The 24664-nt window shown below is 44.1% G+C and carries 20 protein-coding genes and 2 tRNA genes; 14 read left to right on the forward strand and 8 right to left on the reverse strand.

Translation table 11 applies throughout. The features are described from left to right. Positions 1-74: 74 nt before the first annotated feature. Complete coding sequence (locus Q9R24_RS03090) at positions 75-479, reverse strand: hypothetical protein (RefSeq protein WP_004645721.1); 405 nt, start codon at positions 477-479, stop codon at positions 75-77. A gap of 174 nt (positions 480-653) precedes the next feature. Between Q9R24_RS03090 and radA the strand changes: the two genes are divergently transcribed. From radA to Q9R24_RS03150, 12 genes are all read left to right on the forward strand, one after another. Further along, positions 654-2045: a DNA repair protein RadA gene (radA, locus tag Q9R24_RS03095; protein WP_004731817.1), complete on the forward strand. Its 1392-nt coding sequence runs from the start codon at positions 654-656 to the stop codon at positions 2043-2045. Positions 2046-2163: 118 nt separating this feature from the next. Then, positions 2164-3168 carry a TIM44-like domain-containing protein gene (locus Q9R24_RS03100; protein WP_311203702.1) on the forward strand — a complete coding sequence of 335 codons (1005 nt, stop codon included), beginning with the start codon at positions 2164-2166 and terminating at the stop codon, positions 3166-3168. A 223-nt stretch (positions 3169-3391) separates the two neighbouring features. Next, positions 3392-3748, forward strand: a complete 357-nt coding sequence (locus tag Q9R24_RS03105; protein ID WP_005106369.1) for a hypothetical protein — start codon at positions 3392-3394, stop codon at positions 3746-3748. 1 nt (position 3749) lies between these two features. Beyond that, positions 3750-5483: a PepSY-associated TM helix domain-containing protein gene (locus tag Q9R24_RS03110; RefSeq protein ID WP_311203703.1), complete on the forward strand. Its 1734-nt coding sequence runs from the start codon at positions 3750-3752 to the stop codon at positions 5481-5483. Next, a complete protein-coding gene (locus tag Q9R24_RS03115; protein WP_311203704.1) occupies positions 5480-5818 on the forward strand; it encodes a DUF3325 domain-containing protein in 339 nt (112 codons plus the stop codon). The genes Q9R24_RS03110 and Q9R24_RS03115 overlap by 4 nt, the downstream gene beginning before the upstream one ends. Before the next feature lie 97 nt (positions 5819-5915). After that, on the forward strand, positions 5916-6440 hold the full coding sequence (locus Q9R24_RS03120) for a tetratricopeptide repeat protein (protein WP_168386981.1): 525 nt from the start codon (positions 5916-5918) through the stop codon (positions 6438-6440). A gap of 379 nt (positions 6441-6819) precedes the next feature. After that, positions 6820-8202: an adenosylhomocysteinase gene (ahcY, locus tag Q9R24_RS03125; protein WP_004645731.1), complete on the forward strand. Its 1383-nt coding sequence runs from the start codon at positions 6820-6822 to the stop codon at positions 8200-8202. A gap of 181 nt (positions 8203-8383) precedes the next feature. Continuing rightward, a complete protein-coding gene (gene metF / locus Q9R24_RS03130) occupies positions 8384-9220 on the forward strand; it encodes a methylenetetrahydrofolate reductase [NAD(P)H] (RefSeq protein ID WP_311203705.1) in 837 nt (278 codons plus the stop codon). 37 nt (positions 9221-9257) lie between these two features. Continuing rightward, positions 9258-9968, forward strand: coding sequence for a 16S rRNA (uracil(1498)-N(3))-methyltransferase (locus tag Q9R24_RS03135; protein ID WP_311203706.1), 711 nt, complete (start codon positions 9258-9260; stop codon positions 9966-9968). A 177-nt stretch (positions 9969-10145) separates the two neighbouring features. Further along, a complete protein-coding gene (locus Q9R24_RS03140) occupies positions 10146-13022 on the forward strand; it encodes an EAL domain-containing protein (protein ID WP_311203707.1) in 2877 nt (958 codons plus the stop codon). 140 nt (positions 13023-13162) lie between these two features. Next, on the forward strand, positions 13163-15442 hold the full coding sequence (locus tag Q9R24_RS03145) for an NADP-dependent malic enzyme (RefSeq protein WP_004280528.1): 2280 nt from the start codon (positions 13163-13165) through the stop codon (positions 15440-15442). Positions 15443-15536: 94 nt separating this feature from the next. Then, complete coding sequence (locus Q9R24_RS03150; RefSeq protein WP_311203708.1) at positions 15537-16772, forward strand: multifunctional CCA addition/repair protein; 1236 nt, start codon at positions 15537-15539, stop codon at positions 16770-16772. Between the two features lie 83 nt (positions 16773-16855). Here Q9R24_RS03150 and epmA read toward each other — a convergent pair whose 3' ends face one another. From epmA to greB, 5 genes are all read right to left on the reverse strand, one after another. Beyond that, positions 16856-17830: an EF-P lysine aminoacylase EpmA gene (gene epmA, locus Q9R24_RS03155; protein WP_311203709.1), complete on the reverse strand. Its 975-nt coding sequence runs from the start codon at positions 17828-17830 to the stop codon at positions 16856-16858. After that, a complete protein-coding gene (locus Q9R24_RS03160) occupies positions 17827-18894 on the reverse strand; it encodes a 4-phosphoerythronate dehydrogenase (protein WP_311203710.1) in 1068 nt (355 codons plus the stop codon). Before Q9R24_RS03160 ends, epmA begins: the two co-directional genes overlap by 4 nt. Positions 18895-19074: 180 nt before the next feature. Continuing rightward, positions 19075-19164: transfer RNA gene (locus Q9R24_RS03165), tRNA-Ser, on the reverse strand. A gap of 273 nt (positions 19165-19437) precedes the next feature. Then, positions 19438-19527, reverse strand: a tRNA-Ser gene (locus Q9R24_RS03170). Positions 19528-19615: 88 nt separating this feature from the next. After that, on the reverse strand, positions 19616-20110 hold the full coding sequence (gene greB / locus Q9R24_RS03175) for a transcription elongation factor GreB (protein WP_004645740.1): 495 nt from the start codon (positions 20108-20110) through the stop codon (positions 19616-19618). 362 nt (positions 20111-20472) lie between these two features. On the opposite strand from greB, the gene Q9R24_RS03180 reads away from it, so the two are divergent. Beyond that, a complete protein-coding gene (locus Q9R24_RS03180) occupies positions 20473-21588 on the forward strand; it encodes a transglycosylase SLT domain-containing protein (RefSeq protein WP_004280534.1) in 1116 nt (371 codons plus the stop codon). A 93-nt stretch (positions 21589-21681) separates the two neighbouring features. Here Q9R24_RS03180 and Q9R24_RS03185 read toward each other — a convergent pair whose 3' ends face one another. Both Q9R24_RS03185 and ttcA read right to left on the reverse strand, forming a co-directional pair. Further along, a complete protein-coding gene (locus Q9R24_RS03185) occupies positions 21682-22068 on the reverse strand; it encodes an SCP2 sterol-binding domain-containing protein (RefSeq protein WP_004280536.1) in 387 nt (128 codons plus the stop codon). 206 nt (positions 22069-22274) lie between these two features. Beyond that, positions 22275-23201, reverse strand: a complete 927-nt coding sequence (ttcA, locus tag Q9R24_RS03190) for a tRNA 2-thiocytidine(32) synthetase TtcA (protein WP_004280538.1) — start codon at positions 23199-23201, stop codon at positions 22275-22277. A 499-nt stretch (positions 23202-23700) separates the two neighbouring features. Between ttcA and Q9R24_RS03195 the strand changes: the two genes are divergently transcribed. Continuing rightward, a complete protein-coding gene (locus Q9R24_RS03195) occupies positions 23701-24573 on the forward strand; it encodes a lytic transglycosylase domain-containing protein (protein ID WP_253101612.1) in 873 nt (290 codons plus the stop codon). Positions 24574-24664 lie beyond the last annotated feature (91 nt).

The following is a 24664-nucleotide window of genomic DNA, read 5'->3' on the forward strand; positions in this document are numbered from 1 at the left end:
CAACTTAAATAGTAAAGAGCCACGTCAATCGTGGCTTTTTATGCTTCATCTTTTCCATTCTTCATCATGAAAATTTAGCAACGTAAACCACTACAAGCCAGCTTGTCCCACTCAGATTCAAGCTCCAACGCTAGTCCTAAAGATAAAACAAAAAACTGAATGCCTTTAATTTTCATATTGCCCTGTTCATCTTCCAGATACCCACTCAATTTTTGATAGGTTTTATGATGCAGATCAAAAGGTACATCCAGATAAAGACCACCCAGGTAGATTTCACTATGGACGGTTTGATCCACACCTAAACACGGCATATAGACAATGCCCTGTTGCTCTAGCCAGCCGATCAACATTTGGCGAACCGAGTTTGCGTCCCGATCTGGATGGACATAATGATCAAAATGCACAAACAGCACATCACGGTTTTTTTCACGTGCGATCGCATCAATATGTTTCAGCAATTGTGACAAGATCTGTTCCATTCCAGCATAACAAGATGGGCATTATAGACGGCGTTGACGCATAGCATTCAAATCAGCATAAATAAAAACGACAAGCCTTGTCGTAAAAACTATGATTTTTCAGGTGAAAGGCTTGGTTTTCTATAGCATTCACCGCTATGCTGTCACTCAATTTCAATCGCTACATCTTCAAATATGGCTAAAGCAAAAAGTGTGTATCGTTGTGAACAGTGTGGTGCCGATCATCCAAAATGGTCGGGGCAGTGTTCTGAATGCGGGGAATGGAACAGCCTGGTTGAGGTGACCATTGCACCGGCAGTGACGCATCGCGCCCAGCCAAAAATCGGTGGTGGATATGCAGGCCAGGCGTCCAGCATCACGACTTTAAATCAGGTTTCAGTCTCTCATGAAACCCGTCTGCCGACGGGGATCAGCGAATTTGACCGGGTCTTGGGTGGCGGACTGGTGACCGGTTCGGTGGTCTTGATCGGCGGTGATCCCGGGATTGGTAAATCTACCATCTTGCTACAAACAGCCACGCACATGGCATCTGCCAAAAATCCAGCCCTGTATGTGACCGGTGAGGAATCCTTGTCTCAGGTGGCTTTACGTGCCCAGCGTCTGGATCTGCCGACCGATCAGCTCAAAGTCATGGCAGAAACCTGTGTCGAACGTATTTGTGAAGTGCTGGCCCAGCAACGTCCTGCGGTGGCCATTTTGGACTCGATCCAAACCCTGTATACCGAGACCCTACAATCTGCACCGGGTGGTGTCTCACAGATTCGTGAATCAGCGGCTCTGCTGACCCGTTTTGCCAAAAATAGCGGTACATCTTTATTCTTGGTCGGTCATGTGACCAAAGAAGGCGCCTTGGCAGGTCCGCGCGTACTGGAACATATGGTCGACTGTGTGCTGTATTTTGAAGGCCAATCGGATTCACGTTACCGGATGATTCGAGCGGTCAAAAACCGTTTTGGTGCAGTCAATGAACTCGGTGTGTTCGGCATGACCGATAAAGGTCTACGCGAAGTTTCCAATCCTTCAGCCATCTTTTTAAGCCGTTATGATGAAGCGATTCCCGGTTCAATTGTAATGATCAGCCGTGAAGGTACGCGCCCGCTTCTGGTTGAAGTTCAGGCACTGGTCGATGATGCACATGGCCAACCAAGACGTGTAGCACTTGGCCTGGATCAGAACCGCTTGAATATGCTCCTTGCAGTCATGCATCGGCATGGTGGTGTGCAAACCTCCGGCCAGGATGTTTATGTCAATATCGTCGGTGGGTTGAAAATTACCGAAACCGGTTCGGATCTGGCGGTACTTCTCGCCTGCGCTTCTAGTATTCGTGGCAAAGCCTTACCGCAACAGCTGGCGGTTTTTGGGGAAGTCGGACTGTCTGGAGAGATTCGCCCTGTGCCGAACGGCCAGGAGCGCCTAAAAGAAGCGATCAAGCATGGTTTTAAATACATTATTGTCCCTCGCGGCAATGCACCGCAAAAATCCATCGAGGGCGTGCAAATTATTGCAGTTGCGCGTTTACATGAAGCCTTGAGCGAGGCAATGGCGCTGAGTGATGAACTCAATTAACTGTAAACCGGCTCATTTCGTACAAAGAGCAAAAAAATACAGATTTTTGATTGAAATTCCACACAAAGCCTATATAAATAGACTGTACAAACAGGTTTTATTCTCATAGGAAAAATGAATGGAAGTTCGACAGCGCGGTTTGATCACAGGTATCTTGACAGCAGTTTTATTGGTTGCGCCTTTTGCAGCTGAAGCAAAACGTGCCGGTGGCGGTAAAAGTCACGGCATGCAACGTTCTGCACAACCTACTCAATCTTATCAACAACCTCGTCAAGCTGCGCCTGCTCAACAAGCGCCAGTTGCCGGTGCTGCAACCCAGCAAAAATCCGGTCCGGGTGTCGGCGGCATGGTTGCTGCGGGTGTAGCGGGTGCCGCAATTGGTGCAGTCGCTGCCAATGCCTTGGCGGATGATCAAAGTGTAGCAGCATCTGAAGCTCAGGCTGCTCAAGCCGAAGAGGAAAAAGGTGGTATTCCAGGCTGGATCTGGATCCTTCTTGCTGCTGCTGTTGCCTTCTTCATTTTCCGTAAGATGGGCGCAAAAAAAAAAGTAGCTTCTAACCCATACGCACCAAATAGCGGTGCTGGTAATACAGCACCTTTTGGTCAGGCACCGACTGCACCTCGCGGTGGTGACAGTACCAATATTTTTGGTCAGAATGTGGGTGGTCAAACGTCAAGCAACAATGCTCCGTTCGGTTCTGCTCCGGTAAATAACGCGCCTTTTGGTGCAGCTTATACCCAAAGTGGCAGCCAGTTATCGGATGGTACTGAACCTGCAGCATTCTTGCGTGTAGCGCGTCAGCGTTTTAACCATATTCAGTCCATGAATACAGCAAGCAACATTTCTGAAATTCAGCGTTATCTGACTCCTGAACTTTATCAGTCAATGTATAACGACATCATGAGCAATCAGGATCAGGATGTTGCCGAGTTTTCAAATCTGAATGCGATGGTCGTCGACTCATCGACTGACAATGGCCAGTATATTGTCAGCGTACGCTTTACAGGTACGGTAAGCGAAGACTTAAACAGCTTGCCGCAACCGTTCGCAGAAATCTGGCATTTCACCAAACCAGCAGGTTCAAATCAGGACTGGGTGGTTGCAGGTATTCAGCAAGACTAATCGTGAATAAATGAAGTTTAGACAGCGGCCTTCGAGCCGCTGTTTTTATTTGTAAGCCTTACATTTTGATCTTTTTTAATTTCCTTCCCCCTCTCTTTTTTAACTTAACTTCCAGTTTTACTTATTTTTCATATAAATAGTTCAACAACCCATATTTAAAATCTAAACAATAATTGTTATCATTATCATTAATTACTTCATAAGTTTGTAAATAGAATTTTCGATGATGAATAGTCCGAATATGCAAGCCATAGCGACTGGAACAGTTACTGCACCGAAACCATCAAGCAAAAATAAAGTCAAAGCAAATATGCTGGCTTATCGTGGGATGATTTTATATCGCTTTATTCTGGCGGGTGCTGGCGGTTATCTACTGGCTACACTGGCAACGATCGTGATTGCCCAGCTTTTTATCGACAGTGGAAGCAGTGCAGCCATGTCCGCCACCCTGATTGGCTTTAGCTTGAATGCTGCTGCATTTATCTGGGTATTTATGGTGAATAAGACGCTCAAAGCTACGCTCGGGATCGCGATTCCCGGTGTTTTACTCTATATCGCCTATAAGCTTTTAGGAAATTGAGATGAGAGTAGATGCAAAACCCGAAGGTCCACGCCAGTCGATGTCGTGGTTGCATACCTGGGCCAGTCTGATTTTAGGCTGGCTTTTATATGCGATTTTCTTGACCGGAACCTTAAGCTTTTTCCAGAACGAAATTACCGTCTGGATGAAACCGGAATTTCATCAGTCAGTTCCACCAAAGACTCAAATCGAACAAACCCGTGTGGCACTGGCTTATCTGCAACAGCACCATCCGCATGCCGGCAGCTGGGCAATCCAGCTTCCTAACTCACGCCAAAATACTACCACCCTGACTATTCGTAGTGCCAGCGAAGATCCACGTGCCCGTCGTGGCGGTACCCGCGTGACGATTGACAGCGCCACGGGCGAAGTTTTGCAAGCGCGTGAAACACGTGGCGGTTCCTTCCTATACCGTTTCCACTTTGAATTGTATGGTTTGCCAAGAATTTGGGCGCGCTGGATTGTCGGCATTGCGACCCTGCTCATGCTGGTGGCAATCATCAGCGGTGTCATTACCCATAAGAAAATTTTCAAGGATTTTTTTACTTTCCGTCCCGGCAAAGGTCAGCGTTCCTGGTTGGATGCACACAATGCTACTGCGGTATTTGCCCTGCCCTTTCACATCATGATTACCTTCAGTGGCTTATTATTATTGCTGTTTACCCTGATGCCTTGGGGCGTAAACCAGATTTATGAAAATCGAGGTGCATTTCTGCAAGATCAACGCAAGAGTTTGGTTCAAGACAACAGTATTCAAGCTGAATCCCGTGAAGGCCGTAGTGAGAGTAAAGAACGTCGACCGCAAGCTGAGAGAGAAAATCGTGGCGAGCGCGGTGAAATGTCTGCACGTGGTGAAAGTCGCCGCTCTCGTGATGAAATGCAAGCTGCATCTCCTGCACCGTTAACCGATCTGGCTCCGATCTTGGCAACAGCCGAAAAAGAATGGAAAAATAATCCAGTTGGCACGATTACTATCATCCAGCCAAATACCCTAAAAGCAGAAATTGAGCTTCGTGCCTTAAACGGAGTCAGCGTAGCTTATCGTAATGTTTATCCGAGCCTTGCTTTCAATGGTGTGACCGGTGATTTAGAGCCGGATCAAACCACCCTGAAAACGCCTTCAATCGCAAATGGTATTTATAATGTATTCACCACATTGCATGAAGCACGGGGCGTGGATCTGGCTTTACGCTGGTTATTGTTCATGTCAGGTGTGGTCGGTACACTAATGATTGCGACTGGTCTAATTCTATGGTGTGTCAAACGTGCGCCACAACAACAGAAGCAAGGCTATAAATCCTTTGGCTATCGCGTGGTTGAAGTCACCAATATCGCTGCCATTATTGGTTTACCGATTGCCTGTGCTGCCTATTTTTATGCCAACCGTTTTATTCCGGCAGACATGGACATGCGTCTGAACTGGGAAATTCGTAGCTTCTTTATTGTCTGGTTGCTGACTTTACTGTATGCCATGATTCGCACTCATCATCAGGCCTGGCTGGAACTATTACTGCTCGCCACTGCTGCATTTGCCTTGCTGCCAATTGTGAACTTCTTGACCGGTGGTCAAGCGATCTGGAACACCATTATGCATGGTCAATGGGTCATTACTTCTTTTGATCTGGCGATGTGGGTGCTTGCGATCTTGTTCTGGTTTTCATTTAAAAAAGTGAAAAACCATAAAGGCTTACCCTCTAAAAAAGCCAAGGCTGCTCTCAAGGAGAATCAGGCATGATGTTCTTCTTATTGATTTGGGCTTTAACTTCACTGGGTTTCTTTGCACTTGCAATGTCGATGTCCAAACATCAAAAACAGATTTTTGACACAGAACTCAACCCTAAAAAAACACAACTTGCGACTATTCTGGGTTGGGTATTGCTCATAATTGCCCTGATTCTGTGTCTGTTAACAGGATTTGCCAGCAATATGATCAGTTACTGGCTGGGTAGTCTGACTTTTGCAGCACTGGTGGTCGGTTTAAGTCTGAGCTATCTGGCAAGTAGAATTAAAGTGATCGTAATGTTCTGTGTGTTCATCGCTTCGATCTCAGGGATTATTTGCTTGATCTAATCATTTGATTGACCAATCTCTTTAAAAAGCTGGCCTTCGGATTGGCTTTTTTGCTTTAAACCTTTTAGTCTACGCACAATATTTTTGAGATGTTGATATGACCCAGCGTGTTTCTCCCTCTGCTGTCCTGACCAATCTTGCCTTAGCCGGTAATGCTGAAGCGCAATTTGAACTGGCTGAGCTGTATATGCAAAGCGAGCATGATGATGACATCATTCTGGCTGAAGAATGGGCATTGAAAGCTGCCAACGGCGGGCTGGTGGATGCAATGTACTGGTTAGGTGAAGGTTATACCGTTTATGCCAAAGAATTAGCAGAAGAAGATCCGGAAGAATCCAAAGCTCACTTTGAGTTAGCCTATTACTGGTTAAGCAAGGCCAATATCGAGAAGCACCCTGCTGCGACTTTAGAGCTGGCCGGTTTCTACCGTCGTGGTGATGTGATTGAAAAAGATGTAGAGAAATCGATTTCTTTAGTCAAACAGGCTGCGGAATGGGGCGAAGTTCAGGCCATGCGCGATCTTGCTTTTATTTATGCGAACGGTTTAGGTGTAGATGGCGATGAAGAACTAGCTGAGTTCTGGACCCAAAAAGCGGATGCTGCTGAGCAAGAAGCTAAATAAAACGAAAAGCCCGTCAAATGATGGGCTTTTTTAAACGCATAATCATGACGATAAAATTAAATATCGTGCTTATTCCCCTGTGAGGCGGGAGAATCAAAAAAAGAATAAATAGAAAATATTCGATTTTAATGCCTACAGGCTGACAGGCTTTTGATCAACTAAAAACTCAAAACTTAGAAAACAATTAATATTATCTTTTTTCAACTTGGCTCATTCATAGAATCCAAGTACAATACTGCGCTAGTCGAGGGATGCTGCGACGTTTTACAGGCACTAAATGTAAAATCGCTAGGCTCGACCATCGGTCAGACATTCGTTCTGATCAACAACGGCATCCGCGAACAGAACGATCCAATCTATTTTTTCCTAGGAGATCCTGATGAACGCGGTTACTGCTTCATTTACAGATTATAAAGTTGCTGATATTTCACTTGCTGATTACGGCCGTAAAGAAATTAAACTTGCTGAAGCTGAAATGCCAGCCCTAATGGGTCTGCGTAAACGCTACTCAGCAGCAAAACCGCTTGCAGGCGCGAAAATTCTCGGCTGTATCCACATGACCATTCAAACTGCCGTTTTAATTGAAACGCTGGTTGAATTGGGTGCAGAAGTTCGCTGGACTTCATGTAACATCTTCTCAACTCAAGACCATGCTGCTGCTGCAATCGCTGCTGCGGGCATTCCTGTATTTGCTTGGAAAGGCGAAACTGAAGAAGAATACATGTGGTGTCTTGAACAACAAATCAATGTAAATGGCACGCCTTGGGATGCCAACATGATTCTTGACGATGGCGGTGACTTAACGCTACTTGTTCATGAAAAATATCCAGAAGTGATTGCAAAAATTCACGGTGTAACTGAAGAAACAACGACAGGTGTTCAACGTCTGTACGAAATGCTTCGTGATGGCACTTTAAAAGTTCCTGCAATCAACGTAAACGATTCAGTAACCAAGTCTAAAAACGACAACAAATACGGTTGCCGTCACTCACTGAACGATGCAATCAAACGTGGTACAGATATGCTTTTATCTGGCCGTCGTGCGCTTGTAATCGGTTACGGTGACGTAGGTAAAGGTTCTGCACAATCCCTTCGTCAAGAAGGCATGATTGTACGCGTAACTGAAGTTGACCCAATCTGTGCAATGCAAGCATGCATGGACGGTTATGAAGTTGTATCTCCATACAAAAATGGCGTGCAAACTGGCAAGAAAGAAGACATCAATGTTGACCTTCTTCAAAACACTGACCTTATCGTAACTACAACAGGTAACTACCACGTATGTGACGCTGCAATGCTTGATTCATTAAAAGCTGGTGCAGTTGTTTGTAACATCGGTCACTTTGATACTGAAATTGATACAGCTTACCTACGTGGCTACAAGTGGGTTGAAGTTAAACCTCAAGTACACCAGGTGTATCGTTCAGAAAATGAAAATGATTACCTGATCCTTCTTTCTGAAGGCCGTTTGGTGAACCTTGGTAATGCGACTGGTCACCCATCACGTATTATGGATGGTTCATTTGCCAACCAGGTATTGGGTCAAATGCATTTATTCGCTGAGAAATTTGCTGATCTTCCAGAATCTGAAAAAGCTGCACAAATTCGTGTAGAACTTCTTCCTAAGAAATTAGATGAAGAAGTTGCTGCTGCGATGGTTGCTGGTTTCGGTGGTGTCTTGACTCAATTGACTCAAGAACAAGCGGATTACTTAGGCGTTCAAGTTGAAGGTCCATTCAAGTCTGATGCTTATAAATACTAATTTTTGTTTTTACCTCTCCCTAGCCCTCTCCTAAAAGGAGAGGGAAACTTCTATTGTGAAAATAGTTAGAGGGTAAGTTTTAAAGACTTTAACTATCGTAATGGAAGTCCCTTCTCCCTTTGGGAGAAGGTTAGGATGAGGGCAATCCAAAATTACAAGTATTTATAAAAAGGATTTGAACATGTCTAAACAGATTCCAATTTCATTTGAATTCTTCCCGACCAAAACTGATGTAGGTGCGGAAAAACTCAAAGTTGTGCATCAAGAGCTACAACTCTTAAATCCAGAGTTCTTCTCTGTGACCTATGGTGCTGGTGGTTCCACTCGTGAACGCACCCTGTCTACTATCAATGACTTTAATGGCAAAGGCGCACCTGTTGCCCCTCACCTGTCTTGTATTGGTGATGACAAAGCGCGTATTGCTGAACTTCTAGACCTGTACAAATCTCAAGGCATTAACCGTATTGTTGCCCTGCGTGGTGACTTGCCTTCTGGTCAGGTCGGTTTGGGTGAATTACCCTATGCCGCTGATCTGGTTCGCTTTATCCGCGAACATTCAGGCGATCATTTTAAAATTGAAGTCGCAGCTTATCCGGAAATGCATCCACAGGCAGAAAGCTTTGATCAAGACATCCAGCACTTTGTTGAAAAAGTACAAGCTGGTGCCAATGCTGCTTTAACCCAGTTCTTCTTCAATCCAGATGCTTACTTTTACTTTGTAGATCGTATCCAGAAAGCAGGAATCGATATTCCGGTTGCGCCAGGCATCATGCCAATTACCAATTCCAGCAACCTGATTCGCTTTGCTGATGGTACCGGTGCTGAAATTCCACGCTGGATTCGCAAGCAACTGGCAACTTATGGTGACGATACTGCCAGCATTAAAGCCTTTGGCCATGAAGTTGTGGTTAAATTCTGTGAGCGTCTACTTGCAGGTGGTGCGCCAAGCTTGCATTTCTACACCATGAATACTACTGACCCGACCCGTCAGCTGGTCACCGATCTTGGTTTAGCTTAAGCCCTTTATTTCACCGATTTTTTGAGTAGAACGATCAATGCCACGTTTTTATATAGATGCTGATTTAACTATTGATGTCAGCCTTGAGCTTACGGAAACTGTATTTCATCATTGGGTAAAGGTTTTACGCGCGCAAGTCGGTGAAAGCGCGACCCTGTTCAATGGACAGGGTGGCGAATATGACGTGACTTTAACCGAGGTTGATAAAAAATCAGCCACCGTCTCGGTCAATGCATTTAATCCTGCCAATCGCACACCAAAGTTCCAGGCTTTGCTCGGTCAGGTGATGAGTAAAGGCGACCGTATGGATTATGCGATTCAGAAAGCAGTCGAACTGGGCGTTTCCGAAATTCAGCTGCTGACTTCGGATCGTTGTGAAATGCGTTTAAAGTATGATCGCGACCAGAAAAAGCTGGATCACTGGCAAGGCATTGCTATTGCGGCTTGTGAACAATGTGGTCTAAACATTGTGCCTGAAATTTTAGCGCCCATGTCACTTGAAAAATGGCTGGATACTGAACTTCCGAACACCAAACTGGTTTTAGCACCCAATAAAGATGAAACAGATGTACTGGCAGATGCGACTTTAGATCTTGCCCTGCTGATTGGCCCCGAAGGTGGCTTGAGTGAGGCAGAAATTAGTGCCGCAAACCAGAAAGGTTTTCTCAACTGGTGTATCGGCGAGCGTGTACTACGTACCGAAACTGCTCCTGTTGTTGCCCTGTCAATTTTGAATTATGTGCTTTAGTTCATCGGATGGGTAAAAATTTGTCTTTAATTTTGTTGATTTTTATTTTTAAGACATCTAATCTCGACTAAAGAATAACAAATACTTATTAATTGATTTCACACATTTCCTGGGGTTTTTATAACAACAATGCACAAGGACGAAAACCGTTTAGGATGAATACAGGCATTGAATCACATGGTTGATAATCAGGACGACTATATTCAGCAGCATTTGCATGATGCTCAAATTGCGAATACGCTTCGCCATAGTCGCTATTTTTTGCTCAGTATCATGGTGATTTGCCTCTATATTTTTTGTATTTATCACATTCAATATAGTCCTTCTAATACGTATTTTAATACCTGGTTTATTCTGACAGAACTTCTGGTCAGCATGTGCTGGCTGGTGAATACGCTGTATTTCAAACCCGAACAATATAATCAGAAAAGCGCGCACCGCTGGTTACAGATGCAGAGCCTTGCAGTCGGAAGCTGTATCGCGGCCGGTATTTATACAATTTATTACTATTTGCCGCAGGCCAATCCTGTATTTGAAGATATTGAAGCACTGACCTTGTCTGCCTTGTTGCTGATTGTAAGCCAAGCATTTGGCCTGACCTACCTGACCCAGAAACTGAGCTATTTTTGTCTGGTCTTTTTGCCGTCCTTATTCCCTTTTTTACTGTCGCAGCTTGACCATGTCGGTCATTCCAATCCCTTTTTTGGTCTGGCCTTAAACTTTGCGCTCATAGTGATTCTGCTGTGCGCGACAAGTAGTTATCGAATTCACAGCCGCACCTCACGTCTGTATGCGGAAAATGATATTTTGGTGAAAAATGCAGAACAGCAAGTGCATTGGACTGATGAACTGTGCCAGCAACTCAAAACTGAAGTCAATAAATCCAAAGATATTGAACAGCAATTACAGCTCAGTAACCAATTGCTGGAGCAAAAAGTACGGGAACGTACCTATGATATTGAACAGATCAATCATGACCTGAAGAATCAGCAGCAGAATCTAAAACTTGCACATGAAATTGCCGGTATTCGGCCATGGGACTGGAATATTCAAGAGCGCAGCATCACCTTAACCAATCATAAAGACGAAAAGATTCTGCGCGATTCCAAAGATCATCATCTGCAATTACAGTATCTGATTCACCCTGAAGATCTGGCCTATTTTAAGCGCAATATGAAGCAGCATCTGCGTGGCCAGATTGAACGCTATGATGCCACTTACCGGATCAAGCTCAGTGAAGGTGGCTGGAGTTGGGTACATGATATTGGCCGGGTGATCAGTCGTGATCCTAAAAATAAAAAACCCTTGCGTATGGTGGGCATCCGTCGTGATATCCAGCAGGAACGTCTGTCTCAAGAACGTTTAAAGCTGGTGGCCAGTGTACTGGAACAGGCTGCGGAAGGGATTTTCATTCTGAATCCTGAATTAGATTATATCGATGTCAATCCTCACTACGAATACTTGAGCGGTTTTGAGCGTGACGAGATTATCGGTAAATCCTTATTTGATATTGCAGTGCAAAATAAATCCCAGCAACGTACTTTTCAGGCCAATATTGTCAAACAGATTCAAAAGATTGGCTCTTATGATGGAGAGGTTTATGCAAAATTTCTGTCTGGTAAAGAGTCGACCTTATGGCTGCATATTAATGCCGTGACTGATGATGAAGGCAGGATTACTCATTATATTGGTATCGTATCAGATCTGACTGAACGTAAATTACAGGAACAGCGCCTGTCCTATCTGGAAAATTATGACACGCTGACTGACTTACCGAACCGCTTTTATTATAATTATCAGCTGCATCAATATCTGGTTTCGCAAAAAGACTCGATTAAAGAGATGGCTGTGATTCGGCTTAACATCGACCGTTTCCGGCCATTGAATGAATACCTGTCCAATAACGGCGGTGATGAACTTTTACGCCAGGTGGCGCAGCGGCTGCGCATGACCAATGCAGAAGCGCTATTTGTGGCACATCTAAATGGTGATGATTTTGCGATTCTCTATGAAATCTCACATATTCGCCCTTCAGTTCAACACCATTGTGAACGCATCGCTCAGGCCTTTAGCAGACCATTCAATATTTACGGTCAGGATCATGTGATTACCCTGTCCATGGGCGTGGCATTCTATCCTGATCATGGCCGTCAGCTGGATTATTTAAATAATTGCGCCGAACAGGCATTGAATGAAGCCAAAAATCTTGGCGGCAATACTATTCACTTTTATTCCAGTGAAAATAATGCTTTACAGAACAAAGGGGTTTTCCTGGAACGTGATTTGCGCAAAGCAATCCAGAATAATGAACTGATGGTGTATTATCAGCCAAAAATCAATTTCAGCGATCAAAGCATTTATGGCTTTGAAGCGCTGATTCGCTGGAACCATCCAGAAAAAGGCATTATTGCACCAGGGCTGTTTATCCCCTTAGCGGAACAGACCAGCCTGATTTCAGACATTGGCCGCCTAGTGATCCAGCAGGCCGCTAAACAGATTCGCCAATGGAATGATCTGGGCTTTAATCATATTTGTGTATCAGTCAATATCGTGGCACAGCAATTGCGTCGTGGTCAATTGCTCGATGATTTGGACCAAGCCATTGCAGATAACCATATTTCTGGCGCCAGTCTGGAGCTGGAAATTACCGAATCTTCTTTAATCGAAAATTCGGAAGCGGTCAAAAATCTGTTGAATGAGATTAAACAGCGACATATTCATATTGCTCTGGATGATTTTGGTACAGGTTATTCCTCTCTCTCCTATCTTGCTGATTTTCCGATTGATACTCTAAAAATTGATCGCAGTTTTGTTTGCAAGATTGGGGAAAACAAACAGGCAGCGATTGTCAGTGCCATGGTGGCCATGGGTAAAGCCATGGGCATGACTGTGGTCGCAGAAGGGATCGAGACTGAAGAGCAGCTAGAATATCTACGTGATTTAGACTGTGATATTGCCCAAGGTTACTTATTTTCCAAACCGCTTCCTGAGCAGGATGCAACCGCTTATTTAGTGCGAGACAAGACGCATCAGACTTATATACCCCAAGTCTAAGTCCATACCCCACCACAATAAGTTTGTTGGAAAAACGGCCGTCTTTGTCTGTCCGAACTGGCTAACAAATGGTATATTCAGGAACATAAATAAATTCTTTGCCCGCTGACCGGGTAATCTTTACAACGATCGAGAGACTGATGGACGAACAATCTTTAAAGCAACAGGCCCTTTACTATCACGAATTTCCTACCCCGGGGAAAATTAGCGTTACACCAAGCAAACAATTGGTCAACCAACGTGACTTGGCCCTTGCTTACTCGCCTGGCGTAGCTGCACCATGTCTTGAGATTGAACGCGACCCTTCAACTGCTGCATTGTATACGGCTCGTGGTAACCTGGTTGCTGTCGTGACCAATGGTACTGCCGTGCTTGGCCTGGGTAATATTGGTCCTTTGGCTTCTAAACCTGTTATGGAAGGTAAAGGCGTATTATTCAAAAAATTCGCTGGCGTTGATGTATTCGATATCGAAATTGCTGAAAATGATCCAGACAAAATTGTGGATATTGTCGCTGCATTAGAACCGACTTTTGGCGGGATTAACCTTGAAGATATCAAGGCGCCAGAGTGTTTCTATATCGAGCAAAAATTGCGTGAACGCATGAATATTCCGGTATTCCATGATGATCAGCACGGTACTTCGATCATTGTCGGTTCTGCGCTCCTCAATGCGTTACAAATCAACGGCAAAAAAATTGAAGATATCAAGATCGTGGCTTCAGGCGCGGGTGCTGCTGCACTGTCTTGTTTGAATCTGCTTTGTGCTCTGGGTGCTAAAAAAGAGAATATCATCGTTGCCGATTCACGCGGTCTGCTGACTACACATCGCGAAGGCCTGGATGAATCTAAGAAAGCCTATGTACAAGACATTGAAGCTACTCAGCTCGGTGACGTGATTGCGGGTGCAGACATGTTCCTTGGTCTTTCTGCTGCGGGCATTTTGACCAAAGAAATGGTCAAGGTCATGGCTGAAGATCCGATCATCTTTGCCTTGGCGAACCCGGATCCAGAAATTCTGCCTGAACATGCGCATGAAGTTCGTGATGACGTGATCATGGCGACTGGTCGTTCTGACTATCCGAACCAGGTGAATAACGCACTGTGCTTCCCGTACATCTTCCGTGGTGCGCTAGACGTTGGTGCAACCACCATTAACGAAGAAATGAAAATTGCCTGTGTCCATGCAATTGCACGTATGGCACACGTTGAAGCTGATGCAGCGACTTATGGTGAAAAATCGGCGTCATTTGGTCGTGAATACCTGATTCCGGGCCCACTGGATCAACGCCTGATTCTAGAAATCGCACCTGCTGTAGCACAAGCTGCAATGGATTCTGGTGTTGCAACACGCCCAATCACGGATTTCTCGCATTATCGTCAACGTTTGTCTGAGTTTGTCTACAACTCTGCCTTCATGATGAAACCAATCTTTGAACAGGCTAAATCTGATCCTAAACGTATTGCTTATGCGGAAGGTGAAGACCTGCGTGTACTTCGCGCAGTTCAAATTGCGGTAGATGATGGTTTGGCAATCCCGATTCTGGTGGGTCGCCCAGCTGTCATTGAAGCCAACATCAAAAAATTGGGTCTACGTCTTGAAGATGGTGTGAATATCACGATTGTTGATCAGGAAAAGAACCCGAACTATGAAATGTTTGCAGACGATTACTACAACATTATGCAGCGCAAGGGTGTAACGCCTGAATATGCACAGCGTGAAGCACGTCGCCGCTCTACCCTGATCGCAGCGATGCTTGTGAAACATGGTATGGCAGACGGTATGCTGTGTGGTACGTATTCAAGCTACGACATTCACCTGGACTTCGTCAGCAACATCATTGGCAAGAAAGATGGTCATAACACTTTCTTTACCTTGAATGCCTTGATGCTTGAAGACCGTAACCTGTTCATTGCCGATACGTATGTCAATACCAATCCAACGGCTGAACAGCTGGCTGAAATGACCATTCTGGCTGCTGAAGAAGTTCGCCGTTTTGGTATGACACCACGTATTGCCCTGCTTTCTCATTCAAGTTTTGGTTCAGACCAGCATGATGCCAGCGCGCAAAAAATGCGTAAGGTGTATGACATCCTGTCTGAAATCGCGCCTGAGCTGGAAGTTGAAGGTGAAATGCACGGTGATGCTGCACTGGATGAGAACATTCGTCAGTTTGCATTCCCGAATTCACGTTTCAAAGGCTCTGCAAACTTGCTGATCATGCCGAATCTGGATGCTGCCAATATCTCGTTTAACCTGTTAAAGGCAACTTCAGGCAACAACGTAACGATTGGTCCAATTCTGTTGGGTGCTGCGAAACCTGTGCACATCTTGACGCCGACTGCGACTACGCGTCGTGTAATCAACATGACCGCACTCACTGTTGCAGAAATCCAGCAAGCGGAACAAGATGCACTTTAAGCCAATGACAAGATAACGACGCATCAGCCTCGTTTCTTAACTTGAGAAAACCTCTATTCTGTAGCATGATGCTTCTAAGAATAGAGGTTTTTTCATGCAAGTTTATTTAGTAGGCGGCGCAGTTCGAGATCATTTACTCGGACACCCCTATCACGAAAAAGATTATGTGGTTGTTGGTGCAACTCCCGCGCAAATGCTTGACTTAGGCTATCAGCCCGTAGGCAAAGATTTCCCTGTTTTTCTACATCCCCAAACAAAAGAAGAATATGCACTGGCGCGTACCGAACGTAAATCTGGCGCCGGTTATCATGGTTTTGAGTTTCATACCGATGTCAGCGTTACCCTGGAGCAGGATCTGATTCGTCGCGATCTGACCATTAATGCCATGGCCATGGATGATGCCGGCCAGGTTTATGATCCTTATGGTGGTCAACAGGATCTGGAAAACCGGATTCTACGTCATGTTTCCGATGCCTTTATCGAAGATCCATTGCGCGTACTGCGAATAGCCCGTTTTGCTGCCCGTTATACCAGTGCAGGCTTTGTGATTGCCGATGAAACTTTGGCGTTAATGCAACGCTTGACTGAATCGGGTGAATTAAATGCCTTGACACCGGAACGCGTCTGGAAAGAAACTTCCCGTGCATTATCCGAACGTCATGCTGATGTGTATTTTGAAGTATTACGCGAGTGTGGTGCTTTAAAGGTACTCTTCCCTGAGATTGACGCCTTATATGGCATTCCGCAACGACCTGAATATCATCCGGAAATTGACTGCGGCATTCACACGATGATGTCCTTGCAGCAGGCATGTCGTCAAAATTATAGCCTGGATGTACGTTTTGCCGTTTTAGTGCATGACTTAGGAAAAGCTTTGACACCAGTTGAAGAATTACCGCGACATATCATGCATGAAGAACGTGGCATCAAGCCAGTGAATGAACTGTGTGACCGCTTAAAAGTGCCAACGTATACTAGGCAGCTGGCTTTGGCGGTGTGCAAAGAGCATCTGAAATGCCATCAGGCCTTTAATCTTAAGCCGGGAACCTTATGGCGATTATTGCAACGTCTGGATGTGTTACGTCGCCCTGAACGTGTCGAAGCTTTCGTCCAGGCGTGTGAATGTGATTCACGTGGCCGTCTAGGTCTGGAAGATCGTGCTTATCCACAAGCACAATACGTCCTTGATGCCATGCAGACCGTACGTGCCATCAAGGCACAAGACCTGCCTGCCGATATTCAGGGACCAGATATTGGCGAGATGCTGATTGAACGGCGGATTCAGGCACTCGGTGAGCTCAAAGCGCAACAAACCGTAGCGGTTGAATAATAAAAAAGCACCCTCGGGTGCTTTTTTAATAGCTTAATTTCTCTTTATCACAAAAACAATTAAGAAATATCGAATCCGCTGGATCAGGAAATATCTGCCGGAAAAGTAATCACCTGTTCCAGTTTCATACGATGGGTTGCAATCATCAACAAACGGTCAATTCCCAAAGCAATCCCTGAACATTCTGGCATGTTCGGTAAAGCCGCCAGTAAATACTCATCGATGGGCATGACATGCAAGCCCAGTTTGGCTCGTTCAGCATTATCTGCCTCAAAGCGCGAACGCAATACGTCAGCATCAATCAGCTCATCATACGCATTGGCCAATTCTAAACCTTCGATATACAGCTCAAAACGTGCGGCGACCAGTTCACCCTCTTCATCGATTCGGGTTTTAGCCAAAGAAGCCATTTCAGGGGGGAAATCGGTCAGGAATACTGCGGTATCAAACCCCAGACTCGGTTCAACCATATGTGAAAATAACAGGTCAATATAGCCAAGACGGTCATTTCCCAGATCCAGATTAAGACCGACGCGGCGGCAGCAGTCTTTCAGTTCCTGTAAAGTGGCTTGAAGCGGATTGAGATCCAGACGATCCATGAACGCGTGCTTATAACTCAAAATGGTCGGACGTATTTCGCCAAAACGTGCTTTCAAGGTCACATTCAACAGATCAGATACTTCAAACATCAAATCTTTTAAACTAAATCCCGGACGATACCATTCCAGCATGGTGAATTCGCTATTGTGCTTACGCCCATGTTCATCATCACGGAAGACTTTACAGATTTGATAAATGGGTCCAGAGCCACTGGCCAATAAGCGCTTCATGGCAAATTCAGGTGAGGTGTGCAAATAATGTGTATTCAGTTTACCCAGCACATGGCGCTGTGCCTGTACCGAGGCTAAATGCACATCGGTCACACCGGCTTGAGACAAAATCGGTGTTTCCACCTCTAAGACATCGCGCTCAGCGAAAAACTGACGGATTTGACGATATAAGGTCGCCCGCGCGTGCATGGCCTGAAGGTCACAAGTGGGTTGATACGTCATCGTCATGCCTTCGGCCCACCGTGTGCCGCCCACTCACGACGCAGCAGATAGGTTTTACGTAAATGATCAAAGGCTTGCTGATCGATTTTGCCTTCTTTGAGACAGGCACGTAGATTGGCATCATCACGAGCAATGTGATAAATTTGGGATAAATGCTGTTGCAATGCCATTTTTAAATCCTGCCCCTGAAAAAACTGCTCACAGATAGGCAGCTGGGATTCAAACTGTTTATTGGCTGCAAAACCAAAAGTTTGACAAAAAGCTTCATAGATCATCTGGGTACCGCGCGCTTTGCCTTCCAGGCTATAACCGGCAATATGCGGAGTCACCAAGGTGACCAGATCCAGAAGTTCTGCTGAAATCACCGGCTCATGCTCAAAAACATCCAAAATCACGGTTCGATGTGTCGCCTGTATATCCTGGATTAGCGCGGCCTCTTCAATGACTGGCCCACGTGCTGAATTAATCAAGATCGCGTCAGGCTGCATTTTTGCCAATGCAGTAGCATTAAATAAATGATAGGTTGGATATGCGCCTGTTTTGGTTAAAGGAACATGAATCGAAATTGCATCTGCTTGTTGCAGCAATTCATGAAATTCGACTTGATCAACCTGCTCTCTTTGCACAAAAGGATCGCAACCGATCACACGCCAGCCCAAAAGTTTCGCCATATAAGCCAGACGGGTTCCGACATTACCCAAACCGACAATACCCAAGGTAAATGTCGCATTGGCATCGAGTAATTCAAGACGTACCTGCAATAATGCAGTAATGACATATTCAGCCACCGCTTGCGCATTACAGCCGGCCGCATTACTCCATTGAATCCCATGCTGTTCTAATGCAGCAATATCCAAATGATCTGTGCCAATGGTGGCACTACCCACAAATTTAATCGAACTATTCTGTAGCAGTACTTCATTGACCTGAGTCACTGAACGTACCAACAGGCTATCGGCATCTTTGACATCATCTGCGCTTAAGGTTCGCCCTGCACGATGTTGAATGTCACCAAATTCGGAAAAGAAATAATCGGTAAATGCCAGATTTTCATCTGCGACAATTTTCATAATGAGATCCATATGATGCTTGGACGTATGATAGCGCGTTGACGCCTCTGACTCTATATTTGGCCGATACGTCCATTTTTCAAGATTTTATGAATTAAGTTCAGGACTGAAGAATTTAATATTCAAGATCTGCAGCCTAAAAAGAAAAACCCCAATCTTTCGACTGGGGTTTTTAAAATTTGGCGGAAGCGGTGAGATTCGAACTCACGGAGGACTCACACCCTCGTCGGTTTTCAAGACCGGTGCATTAAACCGCTCTGCCACGCTTCCTTGGCCGCCATCATATAAATAAATTAGATTTTTGGCAATAAAATTTAGCGAAACTTCTATAAAAAGCAGCTTATTCAGCTAAAAATCATCCGAAATCAAAGCCAATCTGAGTATTTTCATTCAAAGATTTTAGTATTGCAATGATCTTGAGTTGAATTTAACTCAGTAGAGAATGATGAGAGAAATAATCACATTCAGCATCAAGTAGATCAACAACTGAAAAAATATTGAGACATAAAAAAACCCAGTCAAATTGACTGGGTTTTTAAAATTTGGCGGAAGCGGTGAGATTCGAACTCACGGAGGACTCACACCCTCGTCGGTTTTCAAGACCGGTGCATTAAACCGCTCTGCCACGCTTCCATGGCCGACATGATATAAACAAAAATCACGCTTGGCAAATATTTTTATGCTTTCACTGCATCAACTGCACAAAATAAAATCAATTCCATTAATCTGCTGAATTTTCTGGCTTTTCATAACGAATTGAATTGATGAACCAGAGTTTCTTGCCGGAGGGGGTCAATACCTCGGCCTCATCATCGACCTGCTTGCCCAATAACGCGCGTGCCATCGGCGAACTAATCGAAATATGTTGCGGATGATGATCATAAATTTCATCTACACCAACAATGCGTAAAGTTTTTTGTTCGCCTTCTTCATTTTCAATGTCCACCCAAGCACCAAAATAAACCTTACCCTCCTGCTCCGGGGAAAAATCGATGATTTTCAGTTCTTCGAGGCGCTTGCCGAGATACCTGACCCGTCGATCAATTTTACGCAAAATTTGCTTGTTATATTGGTAGTCTGCGTTTTCAGAACGGTCGCCAAGACTGGCGGCCCAGTTCACTTTTTTGGTAATTTCAGGGCGCTCTTCATGCCAGAGATTTTTAAGTTCTGCCACCAATTTATCGTGTCCAGCACGGGTGATTAAGTTGGATTTCATACGTCTTGCTGATCATATTTTCAGTGTTTTAACTTACAAACAGATTATTTTATTTACCATTTTAACACAATGGTAAAATTCCAAAAAAATTAACTTTATATTTCAATATCTTAAAATTATTTTTAAAAATAATTTGTGTACAAAATTTGACAATCGTTTTTCAGATCATTAATATGCCAGCAACTTCCGGAAATGCTTACTTTTTAATCTATGTAGTTTTTCTACATAATTATCTTTAAATCTCTTGTCATTTTGAATGACGTCATGACTGCCCAACCCTTATTGAATTTATCAAACTGTTAAAATTTCTGGCTTTGTTGGCTGTGATTTTTAGGGCATAAATTACTTGTAGCGGAGACAACATGCACAGTAGTTCATCCACTGGGTCGAGGCTTTGCCTAAGATCTGTAATTTCTTCTCTCCCTTTGAAAGCACTTGTACTGAGCACTGCATTTATTCCCCTACACAGTATCAATGCAAGTAAGACCACACTTCAGTTTGATCATGTGGTCAATAGCAATAAGTTGACCGTGGTTGCGGTTGAAAATCCGACTACCGTATTCCAGGATGGACAACATCTGCATGGCTTCGGTTATGATCTGGTTCGTAACTATGCCAACAATCTGAATGTAAAACTCGATTTTAAAATCGTTCCTGATAATCAGACTGCCCTACAGTGGGTTGCTCAGGGTAAAGCCAATCTGGCTATGACGACTACTGATATACGCACCATTGAAAACAAGCGTTTGACGTCGTTCTCGGCCACTTGTGGCGATGAATCGATTCTGTCGAGTAATGGCTTGAATACCAATTTAAACCTGGTATTTAAATCTGCTACAGATCCTTTGAGCCAGACGGCCAGTGCTTTTGTCTGCAAAGGTAAACAAAGTGGTGCCATCAAGCAGCTTGCTTCATTTTATAATCAGAATGTGGTGAAAGAGGAATCCTGGACCACCATTCAACGTGATTTGAACAACCGTCTGCCGATCTATGAAGCGAGTTTTAAACAGACAGCGCAGCAGTATGACCTGGATTGGCATTTACTGGCGGCCATTGGTTATCAGGAATCTTATCTGAAACCGAATTCAGTTTCTCCGACGGGTGTGCGTGGTTTGATGATGCTGACCAACAGTACAGCAAAAGCCATGGGCGTGAGTAACCGTACCGATCCTGCTCAAAGCATTCAGGGTGGTGCCAAGTATTATGATCAAATGCTTAGTCGCTATGATCATATTCCTTTTCCAGATCGGAACTGGTTTGCACTGGTAGCTTATAATATGGGCCCAGGTGCAGTGAATCAGTTGCAAAAGCGCATTCAGTCGCAAGGCAAGAACCCGAATAACTGGGTGAACTTATATGCCTATCTGGATCAGAATAAAGCCAATAATGGTCGCTACCGTCAAGCGGTACAATATGTGACCCGCATTCGTGCTTATTTGGAACATATCAAGACCACACCACAATTGGTGAATATCTAAGCTAAAACCTTAGCATTAATCAAAATGCCATAAAAAAAGCTTACCTCAGGGTAAGCTTTTTTCGTCTTTATTCAGGCTAATGTCTTAGTAGAATTAAGCCGTGGTATTTTCAAGTACTTTCTTGAACAAATCTTTTTGTTCCTGACTTGGTTTTGCAGTCTGAAGTGCCATCAATTGTGACATATCACCTTGTACTTTAATTTTACCCGTCATAAAGGCCTGCATCGCAGCCGCCATATCAAACTCCAGGAAAACTTTACGTAGAGTTTCGCCATCCATATTCAGCGTGGTTTTGGCATTTGAAGACAAACCTTTCTTGATTGCCCCACCATCTAAAGATAGTTCAGTATTACCTGTAGTGTCCGCTACAACCAAATTAATCGCAAGGTTCGCCAAAGCTGGTGGCAAATTCAAATCGCCAGCTTGCGCAGTTAGAGTTTCTACAGTTGAAAACCAATCATCAGTTAAAAAAGCAGGCATGATCTTTCCTCAAATTATTTGTTCATTTGTGTCGACTATCCAGACGACATCATGTTGAAGCTATTATGCTTGTGCTTTGTTATATCATGATCATTAGCGCAAAGGCTAACGAATTTTGTACGCGCCGTTCAATTTTTGTAGTTCTATTTTTATTTATGTTTATAAGCAGACATCAACCCGCAGGCTGATGTCTACACGTTCTAAAATTAGTCTGCAGCAAAGCCCAGATTGACCATATTGATCCGGCGGTTCTCGCCTTCCACAGCTTCTTCAGTTGAATCACCGCCTTTGAAGTCGAATTCACGCTGGCTGTCCAGCACTTCAAAATCAAATAATTCACGATCGACCAGCTGCGATGGCGAAACATTTTGCAATGCGCCAAAAATGCTGTGCAGACGTTTTGGATGTGCTTTATCCCAATCACGTAACATGTCATTGATAATTGCGCGCTGCAGGTTGTCCTGAGAGCCACATAAATTACATGGAATAATTGGAAATTGACGCATTTCTGCATATTTAATGATGTCTTTTTCTTCCACATAGGCCAGTGGACGAATCAGAATGTTCTTTTTGTCTGAAGACAACAGTTTTGGTGGCATGGCTTTCAAGCTGCCGCCATGGAACAGGTTCAGGAAGAAAGTCGCCAGGATATCATCACGATGATGGCCTAAGGCAACCTTGGTCGCACCAATTTCCTGCGCAAAACCGTATAAAGAACCACGACGCAAACGCGAACAGACTGCACAGTAGGTTTTACCTTCAGGCGTCAACTTTTTGGTGATGCTGTAGGTGTCTTTTTCCAAAATGTAATACGGAATGTTATTTTCTTCTAAATAACGAGGTAATACATCTTCCGGGAAGCCTGGCTGTTTCTGGTCCAGATTCACAGCCACTACATCGAAATTGATCGGTGCGATGCGCTTGAACTGTAGCAGGATATCCAACAGGGTATAACTGTCTTTACCACCAGAAATACACACCATGACCTTATCGCCTTCTTCAATCATCTTGAAGTCACGAATGGCATGTCCGACCTGTCGGCGAAGCTTCTTCAACAAACGGTAGTAGGCTGAGCTTGTTGGCAGTTCAGGTTTGAAATTAAATCCTTGTTCGGACTCAACTGGCGAGTACATAGACGAGATTAACCCATAAAAAAAATACCGCGCAATTTTAGCCGATTCGGACCGCTATCGCATCAAAAGAATTTATTTTCATGAAAATGTCTTATTAGTTTCATTTTCATGTTTTATTTAGATTGATATATTGAACGATTGCGTTCATTTTTTAGTCAAGATGCTTATCTTTTGGACTTTTCCACAGTTGTCCACAAAAGCTGTGGATAACTTTGTGGATTGAAACAGACTTGACAACTTGTCCGGCTCAAAAGATAAGGCTTTTCTTTGAATTGATCATTTTTTGATCAATTTAATTATTTATAAAAATCAAATAGTTAACCCTGTCAAGCCTAAGGTTTTAAATTAAATCATATTTTTTTTTCTACTGCTAAAATGTAAAAAATGACTTGCATTTACAAACTCGTTTATAAATGCAGCGCACAAGTCTTTTCATTCCGTAATTTTTTGTTAAACTCTTTATTGAATTTTTCTCGCTTGTGTTTACTTAATATAAACAATGAAAATAAATGTGTATGTTTTGGGGCGTTATGGGATCAGTGGTTTGCTGTTGGCAAGCTGTTGTCATTTTGCTTATGCCGGTCAAACGATCTATCAATTACGCGACAGTAATGGCAGTACTTTATTGACCAATAAGAAAAGTCGCTATAATCACCTGCAGGTAGAAAAGAAAACTTATTATCCCGACAGCAATATTCATAGTTATAGTAACTGGGGCTCGAGTGAAGCTTCCGTGTTACCTAGCTATAGTAAAAATAAAAATGCCTATGACTCGATCATCCGTCAGGCAGCACAAACCTATGGCGTGTCTGAAGGCTTGATTAAAGCTGTGATGCATACCGAATCCGGTTTTAATGTGCAGGCACGCTCTCCAGTCGGTGCACAGGGCTTAATGCAACTCATGCCGGCGACTGCCCGTCGTTTTAATGTCAGCAACGCTTATGACCCGCAGCAGAATATTATGGCAGGTGCCAAATATCTGGCCTGGTTATTGAAACGTTTTAATGGCAACACCACCTTGGCACTGGCAGGCTATAATGCCGGTGAAGGTAATGTCGCCAAATATAAGGGCGTGCCACCGTTTCGTGAAACTCAGGACTATGTCCGTCGTGTCAGCAGCCGTTATCAGAACTTATATGCTCAGGGAATTGGCAATACTAGTTCTACCTATACAGCATCTTCTGGTACTGGCCGTGTGATTGCCAGTTCTGACAATTATTCGATTGAAACTACCACAGCTTCCAATATTCAGGCTGCCAAGTATCAGCGTCAGATCATTGCTCAAGCGGATGGCAGTTTCACCGATGCACCGGCAGGCTCATATGCCACCGCGAATGCGTCAGCATCTGCAAAAATATATTTAAGTGAATAGCTCCTAAACAGCTTTGTTTTTAAAGACCTATGTTTCAATTTGCACAAAAAATATCCTGTTTTTTTTGTAGCCAAATGCTATTTTTTCCTTG

Source organism: Acinetobacter sp. RRD8 (assembly GCF_031844225.1).
Taxonomy (GTDB): Bacteria; Pseudomonadota; Gammaproteobacteria; order Pseudomonadales; family Moraxellaceae; genus Acinetobacter.

What these genes read in the sequence shown, in the direction of transcription:
- Q9R24_RS03180 (WP_004280534.1), top strand. Translation starts at nt 20,473, where the DNA reads ATGCACAGTAGTTCATCCACTGGGTCGAGGCTTTGCCTAAGATCTGTA.
- Q9R24_RS03115 (WP_311203704.1), top strand. Translation starts at nt 5,480, where the DNA reads ATGATGTTCTTCTTATTGATTTGGGCTTTAACTTCACTGGGTTTCTTT.
- Q9R24_RS03150 (WP_311203708.1), top strand. Translation starts at nt 15,537, where the DNA reads ATGCAAGTTTATTTAGTAGGCGGCGCAGTTCGAGATCATTTACTCGGA.
- Q9R24_RS03100 (WP_311203702.1), top strand. Translation starts at nt 2,164, where the DNA reads ATGGAAGTTCGACAGCGCGGTTTGATCACAGGTATCTTGACAGCAGTT.
- metF (WP_311203705.1), top strand. Translation starts at nt 8,384, where the DNA reads ATGTCTAAACAGATTCCAATTTCATTTGAATTCTTCCCGACCAAAACT.
- ttcA (WP_004280538.1), bottom strand. Translation starts at nt 23,201, where the DNA reads ATGTACTCGCCAGTTGAGTCCGAACAAGGATTTAATTTCAAACCTGAA.
- Q9R24_RS03195 (WP_253101612.1), top strand. Translation starts at nt 23,701, where the DNA reads ATGAAAATAAATGTGTATGTTTTGGGGCGTTATGGGATCAGTGGTTTG.
- Q9R24_RS03120 (WP_168386981.1), top strand. Translation starts at nt 5,916, where the DNA reads ATGACCCAGCGTGTTTCTCCCTCTGCTGTCCTGACCAATCTTGCCTTA.
- Q9R24_RS03105 (WP_005106369.1), top strand. Translation starts at nt 3,392, where the DNA reads ATGATGAATAGTCCGAATATGCAAGCCATAGCGACTGGAACAGTTACT.
- Q9R24_RS03110 (WP_311203703.1), top strand. Translation starts at nt 3,750, where the DNA reads ATGAGAGTAGATGCAAAACCCGAAGGTCCACGCCAGTCGATGTCGTGG.
- epmA (WP_311203709.1), bottom strand. Translation starts at nt 17,830, where the DNA reads ATGACGATGACGTATCAACCCACTTGTGACCTTCAGGCCATGCACGCG.
- Q9R24_RS03145 (WP_004280528.1), top strand. Translation starts at nt 13,163, where the DNA reads ATGGACGAACAATCTTTAAAGCAACAGGCCCTTTACTATCACGAATTT.
- greB (WP_004645740.1), bottom strand. Translation starts at nt 20,110, where the DNA reads ATGAAATCCAACTTAATCACCCGTGCTGGACACGATAAATTGGTGGCA.
- Q9R24_RS03135 (WP_311203706.1), top strand. Translation starts at nt 9,258, where the DNA reads ATGCCACGTTTTTATATAGATGCTGATTTAACTATTGATGTCAGCCTT.
- Q9R24_RS03140 (WP_311203707.1), top strand. Translation starts at nt 10,146, where the DNA reads ATGGTTGATAATCAGGACGACTATATTCAGCAGCATTTGCATGATGCT.
- radA (WP_004731817.1), top strand. Translation starts at nt 654, where the DNA reads ATGGCTAAAGCAAAAAGTGTGTATCGTTGTGAACAGTGTGGTGCCGAT.
- Q9R24_RS03160 (WP_311203710.1), bottom strand. Translation starts at nt 18,894, where the DNA reads ATGAAAATTGTCGCAGATGAAAATCTGGCATTTACCGATTATTTCTTT.
- Q9R24_RS03185 (WP_004280536.1), bottom strand. Translation starts at nt 22,068, where the DNA reads ATGCCTGCTTTTTTAACTGATGATTGGTTTTCAACTGTAGAAACTCTA.
- Q9R24_RS03090 (WP_004645721.1), bottom strand. Translation starts at nt 479, where the DNA reads ATGGAACAGATCTTGTCACAATTGCTGAAACATATTGATGCGATCGCA.
- ahcY (WP_004645731.1), top strand. Translation starts at nt 6,820, where the DNA reads ATGAACGCGGTTACTGCTTCATTTACAGATTATAAAGTTGCTGATATT.